Below are 17,396 nucleotides of genomic sequence, written 5' to 3'. Positions count from 1 at the left end.
AACTCGGCCCAGGCCTCTACAGCGCCACCGCCTGGTCACCCGAAACCCTTGCATGACAAGCGAAAACACTAACTACCCGGCCTTGGGTGAACCTCAGGTACCGCGCCTGATAGTCGACATTGCTCTCCATGGACAGAGGCCCCCTTCCGATCTTCGTGACCCGATGCCCATTGTGCTCGCGTCAGGAACCGACTGTCCTGCAAAAGGTTTCAATGAGTCAGCCTGGGGGCGGTGTTGCTTAGCATGTGCCGCGGCCCCGACACCGCCCGCCGACAGGACGCTCTTCGAACTCCAGGCCCGTCTGGCCCGTCGAGGGGCCGGGTTGCCCCACGTTCCTCATAGCCGAATCGTCTCGCTTCACCCCGGCGAGTCAAGGACCACCTTCGGTGTCCGCTACGCGGTGCCTACGGCATCCCTGACACACCGGGGCTCCGCAGAGGGCGGCAGGTATGAGGGAGGGGGGAAGCAGTCAGGGGCGGATAGACGACCTATCCGCTTCGGAACGCGCCGGCATCGCCCGAATGGAAGCTCCGGCTCAGAAATAAGGACCTAGGGCGTGGCCAACTCGTCACGTTTCCTTGACGTGCATTTTCAGGTTCTCCCGGTAGAAGTAGTAGCGCCGGTGATCCTGGAGCGCAGTGCGCAACTCGTGGTCGGTGATTTTGGCGTGAGACTGAAGGCACAGGCGTAGCACCCCAATTGACAGACGACTCCACGATCATGCAGTCGTAGAAGTGCACGTCGGGCGACCTGACCGAATTATGGTGCCCCAGATCGTTTCGGGCCCTCGTAACCAGCCTCTCCCACTCCGGAACCGGTGCGGTGATGTCACCGTCGATGCGCTGTGCGATTGCGTGCAGTTCGCCAGCGCTGATAAACGGGTAGTGGGCTACTCGCGCAGCCCCGTCGAAACGGGCCCAGAATCTACTTCAAGTAGGGATCCCGAGCCCCTGCGTTGCGAAGAGTTGATCATGACAAAGCCCGTGCGAGCGTTTCTTGTCGCGGAGGCCGCGGCGGTAATGTTCGGCGTCGTAACGGTACCAATCGCCATGACGGCGCCTGTGCCAACCGCACCGGTACCGCCGACCGGCAGGCCCGGGAGCCTTTATACCTCCGCTGCACCGTCGGGGAGCTCTTATACCTCCGCTGCTCCGTCGGGGAGCAGTCATACTTCCAGCGCACCGTCGGGAAGCTCCTCTACGTCTACGTCTACGTCTGCGTCTACGTCTGCGGCCCGGGGCCCGATCGTGAGTTCCGCCGTGGTCCCGGCACCCACTGTCGACGCACCGGCCACCGCTGACCGCGGCACAGAGATCACCGTTAGGGGTGACAATTGGCCCTGCGGAGCGGTGCGTGTCGCCCCGACCTGGTCTGATTCGGTGTCGGTGAATGTCGACCACGGTTCGTTCAGAACGCCCGTCAGCGTGCCTGACCAAGCCGAACTCGGGTCACAGCTGATTTCTGTCAGCTGTCGCGCGACATCGGGCGCGGTTGTCCGGGAGGACAGGTCCATCGAGATCGTCCTCGGGCGAGTAGTCACGACCACAGAACCGACTTCCACAGCCGATACGCAACCACCTGCGACGCAACCGTCGACCGTAGCTTCACCCAGTGTCGATCGTCAGCCGGACAGCCACCTCGGCGACGTGCTGGGCCTCGGCGGGTTCCTTGTTGCGATTGCTGCGGCGACGCTCGTACTGCGCCGGCGGCGTAAGCGCGCGGCCGATCCGTTGCGTGCGCGCCACCAGGATCCGCGCCCGCCGCAGGTACGCGTTGATGTGGTGGGGGACTCGAGCCCGTCGATCCAGGTTCGCCAGGTCATCCGCGCTCCAGACGTTCGGGTTCGGTTGAGCGCTGGCGAGCTGCAGCTGTACGTAAGGGAGGTGCCGAGATGACTGATTTCGCACCGATTACCGCGAGGGCGGTGCTGTTCGGTGAGGCCGCGCGCGCGATGGGTGTGGGTGAGTTGGCCGAGTGTCTGCGCGAGAGCCGTGTCGAGCATTTGGCGCTGCGCCGCGTGCCGGCCGTAACCGAGGTGCTGGGCTCGGCGACGCTGCGTGAGTTGGCAGCGGCGATCGACGGGCTGCTCGGGGTTGACCTTGGCAGCGTCGCGGTCGAGGGTTGGCGCCGCTACGACCGGCTTCGCAGTGCGGCGGTGCGAACTCGGCATGGCGGAGTCGAGCAGGTCGAGTTGTTCGAACACGAAATCTCCCGGACCTGTTGCCCACGCCTCGACGTCTTCGTCGACGGGAACCAAGTCGGCGAATTTGAGCTCGAATTCTGCCTCGCCTTACTGCTTCAGCCCCTCGCCGCAACCGTCCGTGGCGGCTTGCTGGTGGCGTTGGGCCCTGGTGACTGCATCGTGACGGTGTCCATCGACGCACCGGAAGTCGGGCCGATCATGCAGCGCAAACACACATTCCATACCGCGACCATGGTCGATCTGGGGCGGCCGATTCCGCTCATCGCCCCGCAGCCGCACCCTCAGCGGCCTGCCGTGTAGAGGGCGCGGGGCTTGTTGATCACGGCCACCGCGGATTGCCGCCGCACGCGGTGTTGCGGGTGGACAGCGCCCTCCAGTCGGTACGCTGCCCGCTCGGCAAGCGTTGGAGTAGAAGGGGATTGAACATACGTGGGGGCGAAACCCGTGTCTCGCGGCGGGCGGCCCTTGGCGCTCTAGGGTCGGCGACGATCGCGGGCACCATGGTCGATTCCGCGACCGCGTCGATGCCGGACTGGCCGCCCGCGTGCAAACTCGGCACGGCGGATCGACCGTAATGGCTACAATTGGCACGCGCGCGGGCACCAAATCGAGTACCCGAATACTCGCGCATCGCGATCCAACTGCAGCAACGATATACCTCATGCTCAGCAGTACCGCTCCGTGACCGCCGACGGGACACAGGTTCCACTGGTCGAGGAATCCACCCGCAACCGGTAGATCTCGCTTCACGCGACAAGCCTCACAGCAGTGACCCTGCATCGATGACGGACCGGAAACCGTTGTCGAGCAGGTGAACCGGATCAGGGAGAATGCCATGACCGAGCAGACGCCGGCACGCCGACCAGCTCGAGGCGCGCGTCGGGGAGCGCCGTCGGTGGTCAGTCCCCTGTTGCAGCCCGACAACGACCGCGTTGCCGCCGATGCCGCGCGACTGGTCTTGACCGACGACCAAGACCGGCACGCAGTATTGATCGAACTGCGGATCGAAAACGGCGCCGACCCCGAAACCGTTCGCGCCGAGTTTCTGTCGATGTTCCAGGCCCTGTTCTCAGGGGCAGCGCCCGGTGACCAGCCGCCCCCGCCGGTGCCGGTGGCCCGGCATTACGTGCAGTGTGTTCTGCGTTCGGAGGAGATCGACCGGCTTGTGGAGTTGGACAGCACGCCGGAGACCGGCGAGGGCGCTGCTCGTGGGCGGCTGATCTACCGGGTATGGCCGGATTTCATTGTCCACGCGCATCTGGACCGGTCGGTGACGACCGTGAAGGCCGATGCGGCGGCTCGAACGTTCGGTTGCAGCGGCAGCGGAATCGTGTGGGCCGTGGTCGATTCGGGCATTGATCGCAGACATCCGCACTTTCAATGCGGCACACTGGCCGATCCCGCCGGCGCCAGCTTGCACCGCGACTTCACCGCGATGTTGCCCACACAGTCGGGCTCCTGCGGTGATCCGTTGACCGACGCTTACGGCCACGGCACGCACGTCGCGGGCATCATCGCCGGTCGGGCACCGACCGACCCCGCACTCGTCCGGATCGCGGTCAACGAACCCACCGCGCAGAGCCTGCCCAATTGGACCAGCCGCACCCTGGATCCGGACACCACCCTGTCCGGGGTCGCCCCGAAGACACGGCTGGTCAGCCTGAAGGTCCTGGACGACAACGGCGACACATTGTCCAGCGCGGTCATCGCGGCGATCGATCATGTGCGCGCGGTCAACGCGGGCGGTCGGGACCTGCGCATCCATGGTGTGAACCTCTCGCTCGGCTGCGCGTGGCCACCCACCGAGTACGCGGCCGGGCAGAGCCCGCTGTGCCGGGAACTGGACCTGCTGGTCGGTACCGGTGTCGTGGTGGTGGTCAGCGCTGGCAACGCCGGCGCTAGCGGAACCGTCACCGGCTCCAGCAGCGACATCTATGGCGTGTTGTCGACCATCAGCGATCCCGGTAACGCCGCATCCGCCATCACCGTCGGATCCGCCCACCGCTACAAGCCCCACACGTTCGGCATCACCTTCGACTCCTCGAAAGGCCCCACGCTCGACGGCCGTCTCAAACCCGATCTCATCGCCCCCGGTGAACGCATCACCTCCGCGGCCACCGGAAAGATGAGCGCCGGTGTCGGGCCGCTGGCCGCCACAACCACCGATCTCCCCGGAATCGCGACCTACATCGAAGACAGCGGAACCTCGATGGCCGCAGCCCACGTATCCGGGGCAATCGCCGCCTTCCTATCCACCCGCACCGAATACATCGGCCAACCCCAGCGCGTGAAACAACTGTTCCTCGACACCGCGACCGACCTCGGCCGACACCCCTTCTTCCAGGGCGCCGGGCTCATCGACCTACTGCGCGCCCTATCCACCGTCTGACACCACAACAGCCGCACCCAATCTCGGAGGATGACCGTGACCGATATCAACGGCCTGCCCTACTACGAGATCGACTTCAACGCCGACGGCACCCTCAACACCCAGACCGGCACCGGGGACGGCGGCCTAGCCGCCGCAGTCGCCGGCGGGATCACCGACCTGTTCGTCTTCGCCCACGGCTGGAACAACGGCGTCGCCTCCGCCCGCGACCTGTATCAGGCGATGTTCGCCCTGCTCGCCGACCAACTCGGCCAGCACCGCTCCACCAGCGCCGCTGTCGGCGTCGTCTGGCCGTCCCTGCTGTTCCCCGACGACGACCCCGTCACCGCCGCCCCGGTCGCCTCCACCGGCGCGCAGATCGCCGCCGCGCTCAGCCCTGCCTTCCCAGCCGAGCAGCACCAAGCCCTCACCACCCTCGGCAACCTGCTCGACCAGCAACCCCAAGACCCCGCCAAACTCGTCGAATTCCACACCCTCGCATCCGGTTTGGTCACCACCCCCGCCCAAGGCGCCGAAGACACCGGCGAAGCCGCCCTGCTCACCAGCGACGCCGCGACCGCCTTCGGACACGCCGCCGCGATGACCCCGGCACCGGTGAGCAATGCGCAAGGACTCGGCAACCCCTTCAGCGGATTGTGGTCGGGCGCACGCGAAGTGCTGCGCACCCTCAGCTACTACGAGATGAAGAACCGCGCAGGCATTATCGGCCACAACGGGCTCGGCCCCCTGCTCGCCGAATTGAACAACCCCCACGGGCAACTCCGAATCCACCTCATGGGACACAGCTTCGGCGCCCGCCTCGCCGCGTACACCCTCGCCGGAATCCCCGCCGACCGCACCGGCGCCGCGAGCCCGGTCAAGTCGCTGACACTGATCCAAGGGGCGTTCTCCCACTTCGCCTTCGCCAACCCCCTACCATTCGACGCCGGCCGCAGCGGCGGGCTCGCCGACGTCGTCGACCGCGTCGACGGGCCCCTGCTCGCGACCTTCACCGCCGCCGACCGCGCCGTCGGATGGTGGTACCCCGCGGCCAGCATGCTCGCCCGCCAAGACAGCCAAGCAGCAAGCGATCTCGCCTACCGCTGGGGTGGCATGGGACACGACGGCTACCAACAACACACCCCCGCACCGATCACCACCAGCCTCACCCAACCCGGCACACCCTACGACTTCCACCCCGGCAGCTTCTATCCACTCGACGCCAACACCGTCATCTGCGCCGATCAATCCCCATTCAGCGGTGCCCACAGCGACATCCGCCACCCCGAAGTCCTCTGGGCAACCGTCTGCGCAGCAGGCCTCGACAACCCCTGACACACAACACGTTGAGGTACCGCTTGCTCGTCCTTTCGCGCTGGCTGTAGCTGGAGCGAGCGAGCGCTCGCGCCGAATCGAGCGTGGAATCTTCGGCGTGTGCACATGGTTGTGCCTGAGATGGATTCGGCATTCCACGGCTTCGTCACGGCCATGCGCGCGGTCGCTTCTCTTCCCGACGAGCAGTTTGCGCGGGCGCGGTCCATTTTCCGGCCGGTGGAGTTGGAGCGGGGCGCGCATTTCGCTACCGCGGGTGAGCCCGCCGACAGGGTCGGGTTCGTGGTCGATGGGCTGTTGCGCGCCTATTATCTGACCGCTGACGGGGTGGACCGCACCAAAAGCTTTCGCGAGTCGGGACAATTGGTCTGTCCGTTCGGGGCGAGCCTGCGCAAACAGCGGTCGGATCTTTTCATCCAGGCCCTCGCGCCGACCCGGATGCTGGTGACCGACCGGGTGCGTTTCGACGAGTTGACTATGGGGCACGCGGGGTGGGGGATCGTTATGCGGCGGCTCACTGAACGGCATTTCCTCGAGGAGGACAGCGCGCATCGTCGCTTCCTGGTCGGCAATGCCGAGGCGCGCTACGACGAATTCCTGCATGAGCAGGAGCATCTGGTGAACCGACTCTCGGGTCGGGAGATCGCCTCTTACGTGGGCATCACCCCGGAGGCGTTGAGTCGCATCCGCGATCGGCGGCGGCGCGCCGGCATGCCCATCTGAGGTGCTCGGGCGAGCATCAGTCCGGTCTGTGGGCATTGATTCAGATCAATGCCCGGGCGATGGTGAGTTCGTAGTTTCGATCGCATGGAAACCACCAAAGCTATTGTCATCGAATCCTTCGGCGGACCGGAAGTGCTTCGCCTGCGGGAACTTCCGCTGCACGCTCCGGGGCCGGGGGAGGTGCTGCTGCGGGTCGAGGCCGCCGGCGTCAATCCGGCCGAACTGGGTATGCGCGACGGCCGCTATCCGTGGGCGGAACCGCCGCGCTTCCCGCTGGTGCCGGGCTACGATGTTGCGGGCGTGGTGGAGTCGGTCGGTCGCGAGGTCATCGGCCTGGCGGTGGGAGATCCGGTGACTGCCACCACGGCACACTCGCACAGCCAGATCGGTTCCTACGCAGAGCGTGTCGTGCTCCCGGCCGACCAGGTAGTCCCTGCGCCCGAGCTAACCGCCGAGGCCCGCGCGTGCCTGCCGCTGGCAGGAACAGTTGCGCTGCAAGCACTCCGACGGTTGGGGCTCAACAGAGGGCAGGTCCTGCTCATCAATGGTGCCAGCGGAGCCGTGGGTTGTTTCCTGGCTCAGCTGGCCCACCGCGCGGGAATCACCGTGCTCGGCACGGCCTCCGCCGATGACCACGACTACCTGCGCTCCCTGGGCGTCGACCCGCTGGACCGGCACCGCCCTCTCGCCGATCAGCTGCATAACCGTGGCATCGACACCGTGGACGCGGCCTTCGACGCGGTCGGCGGACCATCCGCCGGTGCGGCCTTCGCGACAGTCCGCGATAACGGCCGATACGCCACCATCGTCCCGGACTTCTGGATCCCGGGCGGCCAGTTCACCACCGCCCGCGGTATCACCCCCGAGGTCGTCGTCTACTCGCCCATCCGCGCCGACCTGGCCGAGCTGGTCGACCTTGCCTCCGCGGGCGCCTTGCGCGCGCGAATCGCCGACACCCTTCCGTTGGCCGCCGCGCCCGAGGCCCACTCGCGCCTCATGAATGGTGGCCTCCGCGGCAAACTCCTGCTCCGCCCGTGAGGTCTCACAGCCGCCGCCCCCGAGGACTGCTCGGGGGCGTCCGCCCCGGTGAGCTGGATCCAACGAGACTGGCCATCATGGCGCTGCTCTCCGGCGCTGAGTGGGCCGAGTTCAGGTTCGTGCGCGATGCCGTCCAGATCTCCGACTCCGCACTGTCCAAACAGATCTCCACGCTTTCCGCGAACAACTACGTCGAGGTCCGCAAGGGCTACGTGGGCAAGCGGCCACGCACGTGGCTCAACCTCACCGACAGCGGCCGCGACACCCTGGCCGAGCATCTCGACGCCCTCCAAGCCATCGCTGCGAAAGCCCGTTCGGACGGAACGCGGTCTTAGATCGGGGCCCAGGCGTTGCGTGAACGGACACAGACCGCAGTCGCGGCCTTCCGCTCGACGGGGCGGATGTACCGTCGGGGCTCGGCACAGGCTCGGCGAGCGATGCGCAACTGGGGCCCTTCGGCCATGGGCGGGGCGATGGAGCAGGCCGGGAGCGCAGATTGGGCGGCGGGAGGGACCGCGGTGTGCGGGTGTTCGCGGCCCCTCCCGCTCGCGTCCGGGCTAGGCGGTGGGGATGATGCCGAGCTGCTGCAGGACGGCGATCCCGTCGTCGAGGCCGAGCTCCTCGACGATGAGGCCGTCCATGACCTTCAGCACGGTGGTGCCGGTGAAGCGCATCGTTTTCCCGGACGCTGCGGGGACCGAGCCGATCGGCAGGTCGTCGAACACGATCGGGCCGGTGTGGGTGCCGCCGCCTTCCCACTGGCCCACGACGTAGTCGCCTTCGGCGATGAGGTCCGCGGTGCCCCAGAAATTGAGGTCGGGGAAGGCGGTGCGGAAGCGGGTGGCGAATTCCCGGACTTGGTCGCGGCCGCGCATCGGGTCGTGCAGGGAGTACTCGAAGCGGATGTCGGGCGCGGCGAGCTCGTCGATGATCTCGGGGTTGAGGGGGTTGCCCCAGAACTCGGTGAACCAGCGGCCGACGATCTTCTTGTTCTCCTCGATCGACATATCGGTCCCATCTGTGTGTTGCGGCGGCCCCGTATTTGGTTGCTGACACGTGGTAGACGATCGCGAGATCCCAAGCGTGAGATCAGATTTCGAATATTTTGTTCGATACCTCGCTGATTGCTCACACCGAGGAGGCGGACATGGTTGTGCCCGCGGACAACCGGGCGCGTCGTGTCCGCGGGCACAGTCGGGGCGGCGGTGTCCCGACGTTCGGTAGACGCCGGTCGGGCCCGTTTCGTGAGATGGGGATGGTCAATCGGTTGCGGTGGAGTGACTATTCGGGCCAGATGCCGGAGGTGCCGCGGCGGTGGGAGTCGAGCAGGTGGGTGTCGACGATGCCGACGGCCTCCATGAGCGCGTACATGGTGGTCGGCCCGACGAAAGCGAACCCGCGGCGCCGCAGTTCCTTGGCCAGGGATCGGGACTCGGCGGACTCGGTGGGGATGTCGGCATGCCGGCGCGGGCGTGGCGTGGCCTGCGGCTGGTACGACCAGATCAGGTCCGCGAGCCCGCCCTCGCTGCGCAGGGCGATGGTGGCGCGGGCGTTGCTGACCGCGGCTTCGATCTTGCGGCGGTTGCGGACAATGGCCGGGTTGTTCATCCGCTCCTCGATGTCGGCGCCGGTGTAGGTGGCGACGATGTCGGGATCGAAGTGGTCGAATGCGTCCCGAAAGGCGGGACGTTTACGCAGGATGGTGGCCCAGGACAGGCCGGTCGCGCCAGTCCGTCGTCGCCGACGACGACCCCGGGATCGGCGGTCATGACTGATGCTCGGGGTGGTCGGTGAGTCCCGTCATGCGCATGGTGATGTTGATTCGCCCTTCGAGCAAGCCGCAGCCCTCGGGTGCGGTATCGGGGTGGATGGCGGTGACGCCGTGCTGTTGCGGCAGGCTCAGCCAGCCCGGGAGATGAACTGCCCCGGGCGCGACCTCGCGGCGGGCACCGGGGTGTGTCGAGCCTGAACAGGGTCATCACGCCCCCTGGCGCAGAGAGCGTTTCGCATCGCCCGAGACGGTCCAGGTCGAGCAGTCGGGGTCGACACCGGTCAGACCGTTCAGGTGAGCCGTGCCGACCGCCGCGAGCGTGGCCGGGGCGCCGGTTCCCGACATCACCAACGTGTTCCTCGGGCTCCAGGTGGTCGACCACAACAGTCGCCGGGTCATTTGTGCCCAGCCCGATGCGGGTCCGGTCATGATCCACAGATCGGGGGTCGTAGCGGTGAATCGGCGGGCCTGCCGAAGCCACGACGCCGCGGACTCGGGCCACGTGACCCGCGCCGCGATCCGGCCACCGATACCTTCCCACTCGGCCGCGACCGCAGCCATGGCGGCCATCGCCCCAGGGTTGCGGCCTGATCCCAGGATCACCGTGTTTGCGCCCCGCGCCCGGGCGAGAGCGATGATGGCAGCTACTTCGCTGTCGGTGGCGGCGGAGTCGCCGCCGCCGCGCGGAGGTGTGTGCAGGAGCGGGGTTGTCATCAGGTGGCGTTCTTCCAGGCGTGGTAGCGGTCGGGGCAGCACACCGCACATGGTCGATATCCGGCAGCGATGGCGGTGGCTTCGTCGGCGAAGAACACGCGACATTTCACGTAACCTCCTGCGGCGATGGCGCGTTGTGCTGATCGGCAGTCGAGGCGGCCGTAGATCTTGCTGCGTCGATTCCCGCCCCACCGACCCTTCGTCGGCGACCAGTAGGGGTGACCGGTCGCGTCGAGCAGCAGGTAGGTCCGTGGCGGGGCGGTCATGTCGCGTCGTGGAACACCAGGGCCAGGGTGCGGCGCCGGCCCGAGCTGATCACCGATACCCCGTGGCGGACTGGTGCCGCCGACCATCCGCGTGCGGATCTGACCGGACGGTCGCGGGTAGTGAACAGATATCCGTGGCCGTGCGGAATCAACGTGGCGGTGCCTCTCGACTGGGCGCGGGGTCGCTGCTCGACGAGCAGGAATTCCCCGCCGGCGTGGTCGACGCCGGGCCGGTCGAGGTTGATCACGACCTGCAGCGGGAACACCAAGTCCCCGTACAGGTCTCGGTGTAGCGCGTTCCAATCGCCTTGCCGGTAGTTCAGCAGGATCGCCGTGGACTTGGTTTGCCCTGCCGCATGGCACATGTCGAGCCATTCGTCGAGGGTGTCCGGCCACGGTGCGGGCCGCCTCAGCCGCTCCCACCACCGGCGGGCAATCGGCAGCAGACGCGGATACAGCGCCTGCTTCAGTTGTTCGACCGGCTCAGGGTAAGGAGTCGCGAAATACCGGTATTCGCCGGAGCCGAACCGGTGTCTGTTCATATCGACGGTGGAACGAAACAACCCGTTTCGATCGTAGAGGTCGGCGATCTCGCTGGCCTCGGTATCGGTAAGCAGCTGGGGCAGCAGCGCGCCACCGGTTTCGTCGAGCCTGGCTTCGATGGCCGCCCAATCCGCACCTCCCACCCGCTCACCCCATACGCGCGTCGTCTCGAGTGCGGCGCCGATGCCGATCACGCCGCAGCCTCCAGGTCGAGCAGGGTGTGTTTGGCCTCGGCGCCACCGACATAACCGCCCATGCTGCCGTCGCTGCGCAGTACCCGATGACACGGCACGATCACCGGCAGCGGGTTCGTCGCGCATGCGGTCCCGACTGCACGCACAGCCTTCGGGTTGCCGACCAGCTCGGCGACCTGAGCGTAACTGCGGGTCTGCCCGTAACCGATCTCGGGCAGATGTCGCTGTACCAGGGCGCGGAATCCGTGCGACAACGAAAGATCCAGCGGCACATCGAACGTCCGCCGCTGGTTTGCGAAATACTCCTCGAGCTCGCGCGCTACCCGGTCCAGCCGCTGCGGGGCGCGCAGGATCCGGGGGCTGATCTTGTGGGCCAGGGTTTCCAGGACCTGGGCGTGGTCTTCGCGGGCGTAGGCCACCCGGACCAGACCTTTCGGTGTGGCAGCCAACAGAAGTCGGCCGACGGGAGAGTCGATCGTGGTGTAGGCGACGTCGAGCAGATCGGCCTGCTCGGCCTTGCGCTCCAGCATTCGGTGCAGCCGAGCCATGGTGGTCTCGTCCACGGGCGCCGACAGGGCGGCGATGTCATCATCGTCGCGGTTGATCTCGTTCATTGGCTTTCTCCTTTCAGTGTCGCGCCCGGGTAGGTTCTGCGCAGATTTTTCAGGCCGTCGGCCGCCGCGCGACGCGCCGCGTCCGTGGTCCCGCCGAGGATCTGCGCGATCTCGGCATACGGCAAGCCCGCCACGTAGTGATAGGCGATCACCCGGCGCTGCTTGTCCGGCAACGCGGCCACAGCTGCCCAGACATCGGCGTCCTCGGCATCGGCGGTACCGTTGCCGACCGGTGCCTCCGGGACCTGTTGGACCGGAAGCGGATGGCGTGCCGCCGCACGCACCACGTCGATGGCTTTGCGGTGGGCGATGGTCACCAGCCACGCTTCGACATTCGCTGTCGCCGGGAGCTCTGGGTACGCGCGCATCGCAGCCAGGAACGTCTCCGACCATGCGTCCTCGGCATCGTGAACACCGAGGACGACCCGGCAGACCCGCAGCACCACCGCCCCGTACTCGGTGACGAGCTGCTCGAACGGTCGCTTCGACCGCCGGGTCGATTCCGGTTCGATATCCACGATCAGAACAACCTCCCCGCACCGACCGTGGCCGGCTCCTCGAGCTCGAGGAGGGCACGCTTGCGCCCGAGACCGCCCGCATACCCGGTCAATGATCCGTTCGAGCCAACCACCCGGTGACACGGAATGAAGATGCACAGCGGATTCGCCCCCACCGCTTGGCCGACCCGAAACGCCAATGTACGGTCCCCCAGCCGCCGCGCGATCTCCCCGTAGGTGATGGTCGTCCCGAACTCTATAGCGCTGACCTCCCGCCATACCTGCCGCTGGAATTCGTCACCGGCCAGGCTCAACGGCACATCGAACGCGCGGCGCTGTCCGAGGAGATACTCCAGCAGCTGATTGACCGCCTCGCCCAGGACAACGTCGTCGACGAACGACACAGCCGGCCCCAAAACCTCGGGCGCTGGACGCCGTATGTGGTGTCGAAAATACAGGCCGGTCACCGCTGAGCCAGTCGCCACGATGGTGACCGGCCCCAGCAGCGCGGTATCGATCACGGTGTGCCGGGTGCTCATCTGCTTCTCCTCTCTCACGTTCTCACCAGGCAGACGCTCACCAGACGCCGAACGTGAGATACACCGTGAGATACGCATCGTCTCCGGCTGCAACTCTTCGTGCGCGGGTGGTCTCGTCATCGGGGACCGCTCAGATCGACAAGGTGGCCTACGCCGCCGCAGCTCAGTGGAGCGGCCGCTACTGCGTCACGGCCTACGTCGGAAACATCCACCTCGACAGGCCGATCGCTGTCGGTGAACTGGTCGAATTGCACGCGAATCTCGTACATACGGGACGCACCAGCATGCACATTCTGGTCACGGTGTACTCGACCGATCCCACCCGGGTGAAGCCGGTGCAATCCGCCCAGTGCCTGACGATCTTCGTCGCCGTGGACGATGATCGGCGAACCGTCGAAGTGCCCCAATGGGGTCCATCGACAATTCTCGAGCAACAACGCAGTCGGCAAGCGCGAGCACGGATTTCGGTACGCAAACACATCGAAGACGCGATGGCCGGGCAGTCCTACACCAGCGCGGGCACCGCACCCAGCGCGACGCTGCGCTTCCTGGCCGCACCGTCGGATATCAACTGGGGCGGGCGGGTACACGGCGGTCGCACGATGCACTGGATCGACGAGGCCGCGTACGTGTGCGGCGCGGGGTGGGCCGAACAACACGTGCTCGCTTCGTACTTCGGTGGCATCCGTTTCTACCGGCCCATCGCGATCGGCGACGTCGTCGAGATCACCGCTCGTCTCATACACACCGGACCGCGCAGCATGCACATCAGCGTGCACGTGACCTCGGCCGACAACCAGACGGACGAACCCGCACTCGCCGCACACGGCCTGGCCGTGGTCGTGGCCCTCGACGACGATGGCAAGGCCCGGCCCGTCCGCGCCTGGCAGCCCGTCACCGCCGAGGACCACGACCTCGATGTGCACGCGCGGCATCTCATCGAGCTGCGGAGCTCCGCGGAGCCGTTCACATCCGTGAGCGCAACGTCGGCAGACGTCGAACCGAGCTTCTTCCGCGTGCCCGCCCACACCGCCTGACCTGCCGCAGCCTTCGAAGGACGGAGGCCGCGACGGATTCCGTTGGGGTCATGGATGATTCAGCAGCCCAGCGTGGCGGCATCATGGGATGGCGCCTGGTTCGGTCGATGAGGTGGCGGGGGCTCCGGAATCCGGAACCCCTGCGTAGTCGGGCAATTCGACGCCGTTGATCGCGCGCTCGAGCAGTTCGGCGAAGGATTCGCCGGCGAAGTCGGGCATCGGCTCGCTGTCCGGCCCGGGGACCTCACGGCTGCGGGCGTTCAACCGGCCGATCTCCTGGTTGGCCTCGACGTACGAGCGCATCCGCTCCTGGTAGGCGATGAATCCGGCCTCCGGATCCCACTCGGCGGCGGCCAGTTCACCGGCCAGCAGATAGGCGCCGACCAGGGCCAGTCCGGTGCCCTGCCCGGACATCGGCGACGAGCTGAACGCCGCGTCCCCCAGCAGCCCCACCCGTCCGCTCGACCAGCGGTCCATCACCACCTGGGCGACCTGATCCAGGTAGAAGTCCGGGGTGTCGTCCAGATGCGCGAGGATGTCCGGGGTCAACCATCCCAGGCCCGTCATCCGCTCACGCAGCCAACGCTTCTGGGCGGCGACGTCGCGGTAGTCGACGTCGAAGTCGGCCGCGGCGAAGTAGAACATCGACATCGCCCGGGTAGCGTCCTGGATGGGACGCAGCAGGGCCGAGCGCCCGGGCTCCTGGTGCTCGAGCAGCCAGCGGTCCAGGCCGAACTCGTTGGGCACGCTGTAGAAGGCCAGCACGTGCCCGAGGTGGTGCAGGAACCGCTCGTGTGGCCCGAAGACCATCGCGCGCAGTGACGAGTGCAGCCCGTCCGCCCCGATCACCAGGTCGAAGCGCCGCCGGTCGCCGCCCGCGAAGACGACGTCGACCCCGTCCGCGTCCTGGGTCAGCTCGGCGATCCGGTCGCCGAAGATGTATTCGACAGCGTCGCGGGTGTCGTCGTAGAGCACCTGCGACAGGTCCCCGCGCAGGATCTCGATCTCCGCGATGAACCCGTCGTCTTCGGCGGCAAAGGTCTCCAGCACGTTCCCGTCCGCATCCACGGTGTACGCACCGGCGGTGTCGGTACAGGCCCCGCGCACCGCCGCGTCCAGCCCCATGCGCCGGATGACCTCCTTGGCCACCCCCCGTGCGTCCACCGCCTGCCCGCCGGGACGCAACTCGGGCGCCCGCTCGATCACTGTTACCTCGGCCCCGCGCCGGCAAAGCCAGTGGGCCAGGGCGGGTCCCGCGATGCTCGCCCCCGCCACCAGTACTCGGGGACCGCCCTGCCCAGCTGTTTCGATCGTTTGCTCCCGCGCGGCGCCGTCGCTCATCATTGCCTCCATCTGCTTCTTACCGCGCCGAACCGATCCCAACGCGGGCCATCCCTGTCGGTGCATTCAGCGGTTTCGACGACGGATCCACGCAGAATTCATCGGTACCTCCGAGATCTTGTGTACGCCTCCGCGAACCCCCTGCATTCGGCGCCGGGGGATGTCCGAGACGGAAGGCCGGCGGCCGGGGGAGATGTTGTGAACCCTGCCGGGACAGGGAAGGATGCTCCTGTCGAAGAACAGTCGGCTCGAAAAGTAGGCAGCAGCAATGACTTACCCTCCGCCCGGCGGCTATCAGCCGCCGCAGGTGCCGCAACAACCGGCGTACAGCCCGCCGGTTGGCTATTCGGGGCAGTCTCAGCCGCCGCCGGCGTGGCCCCAGGCCCAAGCGCCTGCGTACAGGGGACCCGGCTATCCGATGATGCCCCGTCGTCACCACAGCCGGGGCGGCGCAAGGGTGTGGTGATCGGCATCGTGGCGGCGGTGGTCGCGGTGATCGTCGCCGTCGCTGTAGGAGCCGTCGTCGTTCTGGTCCACTCTTCGGCCAGCGCCTCCCTCGCTACAAGATCATCACCCCCGACTCGATTGCGGGAACTCTCCGGCACACACACGACGCCATCGATGACTCCTTCGCTCGAATGGCAAGCAGCAACATGTATCTCACGGACGGTTCCAAGAGCACGAAGGTGCAGAAGGTTGTGGCCGGGTATGCCGCCGACGGCCAGAAGGTGGAGTTCGCCGGCGCGTGGGGCGACATCTCGGACCCCGACATGATGGTCAAGGAATCAATTACGGGCCTCTACCGAGCAACGATCCCGGTGCTCGCGAGCATCGCCACGTTCAAGGAGGGTGGGGACGCCCCCGCACATCCTCCGGGGCTGGAAGGCGGCGTGTCGATGAGGTGCAGCGAACTGTTCAGTATCGACAAGGCGCCCAACCAGATCGAAGTCCCGTACTGTGCGTGGGCCGATCACAGCACCTTCGGCTACGTCGTGTTCGTGAAGGGCAGCCTTCCCGGAAACGACGGCGAGGCGCGAATAGCCGACGCTGCAGCCCGAACGGTCACAATCCGCAACCAAACACCTACTCGCGCCTGATATTTCGTCATCATTCCTCGGCCTGCGGGTCAGTGACCGAAGTGCGTTCGGAGGTGACACGCCGCGTCGGCCACCGCGTGTCCAGCCTTGTCGATCACGCCCACCTCGGTGAAAAAGCCATGGGGCACACCGTCGTACTGGCGAACCTCCACCTCGGCGCCGGCACGCAACGCCATTGCGGCGAAATGCTCATAGTCCGAACGCAATACGTCCACCTCGGCGGCCACGAGAAGGGTGGGCGGCAGGGTGTGTAGTTCGCTCGACAGGAGGGGAACGGCGCGGGGATCCAGGTCCGCTTCGGTGCTTGCGGCGTAGTTCGACCAGAACCACAGGGCGTCGGCCTTGCAGAGGATCGGCGCGTGCTCGAAGGCTTCCCAGGACGGGCCCGCGTGGGTGTTCGACGTCGCGGGGTAGGCGAGGACGAGTGATCTCGGCATGGGGCGGTGTGCGGCGGCCAGAGCGGTGCAGACCGACAGTGCGAGGTTTCCGCCGGCGCTGTCGCCGGCCAGCGCGATGCGGGAGGGGTCGACGCCGAGTGAAATGGCTTCTCGCTCAACCCATTCGTAGGTCGAGAGGCAATCGTCCGCGGCCGCGGGGAAGACGTGCTCGGGGGCTCGCCGGTACTCGACGGAGATGACGACGCAGTCCGCCTCGACGCACAGGGACCTGCAGACGTCATCGACGCCGTTCAGTGTCCCCACGACGAAGCCGCCGCCGTGGATATAGATCAGGGCGGGCAGTCCGAGTGCGGCCGAGGGGCGGTAACAACGCACTCGGAGTGGACCGGCCGGACCGTCGATGGCCCGCTCCTCGACGCTGTGCACGGGTCGGATCGGTGGTCGAGCGGTGTCGGCCGTGTCGAAGATCGACCGCACGCCCTCCACGCCGTACCGGGCGTACGGAGGCGGCGGCGCCTGACGGAGCAGCGCCTCTGCGAACGCGCGCGCGTCCTCGTCGAGCATGTCGAGCATTGCGGTCACGGACAGGCTCATCCGAGCCTCCCTTCCAGGTCGCCCACTACTTCGCTCCTTCGCACGAAGAGTGGCGAAGGTCGCAAGAAGCGTGTCGAAGGTATTGACAGGTCACCGGATTGAATCACATGATTGAGTCAAATGACCA

19 protein-coding genes are annotated in these 17,396 nt (G+C 66.8%); 8 read left to right on the top strand and 11 right to left on the bottom strand.

What is annotated here, in order from left to right:
* Positions 1 to 1,604: 1,604 nt before the first annotated feature.
* A complete protein-coding gene (locus ABH933_RS40775) occupies positions 1,605 to 1,907 on the bottom strand; it encodes a hypothetical protein (RefSeq protein ID WP_429427040.1) in 303 nt (100 codons plus the stop codon).
* A 17-nt stretch (positions 1,908 to 1,924) separates the two neighbouring features.
* On the opposite strand from ABH933_RS40775, the gene ABH933_RS40770 reads away from it, so the two are divergent.
* The 6 genes from ABH933_RS40770 (at position 1,925) to ABH933_RS40745 (ending at position 7,999) form a co-directional block, all read left to right on the top strand.
* A complete protein-coding gene (locus tag ABH933_RS40770; protein ID WP_429427042.1) occupies positions 1,925 to 2,503 on the top strand; it encodes a hypothetical protein in 579 nt (192 codons plus the stop codon).
* 535 nt (positions 2,504 to 3,038) lie between these two features.
* Positions 3,039 to 4,592: a S8 family peptidase gene (locus ABH933_RS40765; protein WP_429427044.1), complete on the top strand. Its 1,554-nt coding sequence runs from the start codon at positions 3,039 to 3,041 to the stop codon at positions 4,590 to 4,592.
* A 36-nt stretch (positions 4,593 to 4,628) separates the two neighbouring features.
* Positions 4,629 to 5,906, top strand: a complete 1,278-nt coding sequence (locus ABH933_RS40760) for a serine/threonine protein kinase (protein WP_429427302.1) — start codon at positions 4,629 to 4,631, stop codon at positions 5,904 to 5,906.
* Between the two features lie 120 nt (positions 5,907 to 6,026).
* Positions 6,027 to 6,626 (top strand): Crp/Fnr family transcriptional regulator, encoded by a 600-nt coding sequence (locus tag ABH933_RS40755; RefSeq protein WP_429455266.1) that lies wholly within the window; start codon positions 6,027 to 6,029, stop codon positions 6,624 to 6,626.
* Between the two features lie 84 nt (positions 6,627 to 6,710).
* Positions 6,711 to 7,664, top strand: a complete 954-nt coding sequence (locus ABH933_RS40750) for an NADP-dependent oxidoreductase (RefSeq protein ID WP_429427048.1) — start codon at positions 6,711 to 6,713, stop codon at positions 7,662 to 7,664.
* 77 nt (positions 7,665 to 7,741) lie between these two features.
* Positions 7,742 to 7,999: a winged helix-turn-helix domain-containing protein gene (locus ABH933_RS40745; RefSeq protein ID WP_429427050.1), complete on the top strand. Its 258-nt coding sequence runs from the start codon at positions 7,742 to 7,744 to the stop codon at positions 7,997 to 7,999.
* Between the two features lie 222 nt (positions 8,000 to 8,221).
* On the opposite strand, the gene ABH933_RS40740 is transcribed toward ABH933_RS40745, so the two are convergent.
* The 8 genes from ABH933_RS40740 to ABH933_RS40705 form a co-directional block, all read right to left on the bottom strand.
* Positions 8,222 to 8,671 (bottom strand): ester cyclase, encoded by a 450-nt coding sequence (locus ABH933_RS40740; protein WP_429427052.1) that lies wholly within the window; start codon positions 8,669 to 8,671, stop codon positions 8,222 to 8,224.
* 274 nt (positions 8,672 to 8,945) lie between these two features.
* Positions 8,946 to 9,380, bottom strand: a complete 435-nt coding sequence (locus tag ABH933_RS40735) for a DNA-3-methyladenine glycosylase I (RefSeq protein ID WP_429455274.1) — start codon at positions 9,378 to 9,380, stop codon at positions 8,946 to 8,948.
* A 262-nt stretch (positions 9,381 to 9,642) separates the two neighbouring features.
* The gene (locus ABH933_RS40730) at positions 9,643 to 10,149 is read right to left on the bottom strand and encodes a hypothetical protein (protein WP_429427054.1); all 507 of its coding nucleotides are present in this window, start codon (positions 10,147 to 10,149) and stop codon (positions 9,643 to 9,645) included.
* Complete coding sequence (locus ABH933_RS40725; protein WP_429427056.1) at positions 10,149 to 10,415, bottom strand: Ada metal-binding domain-containing protein; 267 nt, start codon at positions 10,413 to 10,415, stop codon at positions 10,149 to 10,151. The genes ABH933_RS40730 and ABH933_RS40725 overlap by 1 nt, the downstream gene beginning before the upstream one ends.
* On the bottom strand, positions 10,412 to 11,152 hold the full coding sequence (locus ABH933_RS40720; protein WP_429427058.1) for a 2OG-Fe(II) oxygenase: 741 nt from the start codon (positions 11,150 to 11,152) through the stop codon (positions 10,412 to 10,414). The genes ABH933_RS40725 and ABH933_RS40720 overlap by 4 nt, the downstream gene beginning before the upstream one ends.
* Positions 11,149 to 11,766: a methylated-DNA--[protein]-cysteine S-methyltransferase gene (locus tag ABH933_RS40715; RefSeq protein ID WP_429427060.1), complete on the bottom strand. Its 618-nt coding sequence runs from the start codon at positions 11,764 to 11,766 to the stop codon at positions 11,149 to 11,151. The genes ABH933_RS40720 and ABH933_RS40715 overlap by 4 nt, the downstream gene beginning before the upstream one ends.
* Positions 11,763 to 12,284: an RNA polymerase sigma factor gene (locus ABH933_RS40710; RefSeq protein ID WP_429427062.1), complete on the bottom strand. Its 522-nt coding sequence runs from the start codon at positions 12,282 to 12,284 to the stop codon at positions 11,763 to 11,765. The genes ABH933_RS40715 and ABH933_RS40710 overlap by 4 nt, the downstream gene beginning before the upstream one ends.
* Positions 12,285 to 12,286: 2 nt before the next feature.
* Positions 12,287 to 12,802, bottom strand: coding sequence for a methylated-DNA--[protein]-cysteine S-methyltransferase (locus ABH933_RS40705; RefSeq protein ID WP_429427064.1), 516 nt, complete (start codon positions 12,800 to 12,802; stop codon positions 12,287 to 12,289).
* A gap of 107 nt (positions 12,803 to 12,909) precedes the next feature.
* Here ABH933_RS40705 and ABH933_RS40700 point away from each other — a divergent pair, with 107 nt between their 5' ends.
* Complete coding sequence (locus ABH933_RS40700; RefSeq protein WP_429427066.1) at positions 12,910 to 13,839, top strand: acyl-CoA thioesterase; 930 nt, start codon at positions 12,910 to 12,912, stop codon at positions 13,837 to 13,839.
* An 81-nt stretch (positions 13,840 to 13,920) separates the two neighbouring features.
* Here the strand turns inward: ABH933_RS40700 and ABH933_RS40695 are convergent, their stop codons facing one another.
* On the bottom strand, positions 13,921 to 15,222 hold the full coding sequence (locus tag ABH933_RS40695; protein WP_429427068.1) for an FAD-dependent monooxygenase: 1,302 nt from the start codon (positions 15,220 to 15,222) through the stop codon (positions 13,921 to 13,923).
* A 596-nt stretch (positions 15,223 to 15,818) separates the two neighbouring features.
* On the opposite strand from ABH933_RS40695, the gene ABH933_RS40690 reads away from it, so the two are divergent.
* The gene (locus ABH933_RS40690; protein ID WP_429455264.1) at positions 15,819 to 16,277 is read left to right on the top strand and encodes a hypothetical protein; all 459 of its coding nucleotides are present in this window, start codon (positions 15,819 to 15,821) and stop codon (positions 16,275 to 16,277) included.
* Between the two features lie 29 nt (positions 16,278 to 16,306).
* On the opposite strand, the gene ABH933_RS40685 is transcribed toward ABH933_RS40690, so the two are convergent.
* Positions 16,307 to 17,269 carry an alpha/beta hydrolase gene (locus ABH933_RS40685; protein ID WP_429427072.1) on the bottom strand — a complete coding sequence of 321 codons (963 nt, stop codon included), beginning with the start codon at positions 17,267 to 17,269 and terminating at the stop codon, positions 16,307 to 16,309.
* Between the last annotated feature and the right edge of the window lie 127 nt (positions 17,270 to 17,396).

Source organism: Nocardia sp. GP40 (genome assembly GCF_050434125.1).
GTDB lineage: Bacteria > Actinomycetota > Actinomycetes > Mycobacteriales > Mycobacteriaceae > Nocardia > Nocardia albiluteola.
This window is presented reverse-complemented; position numbering and strand designations above follow the sequence as displayed.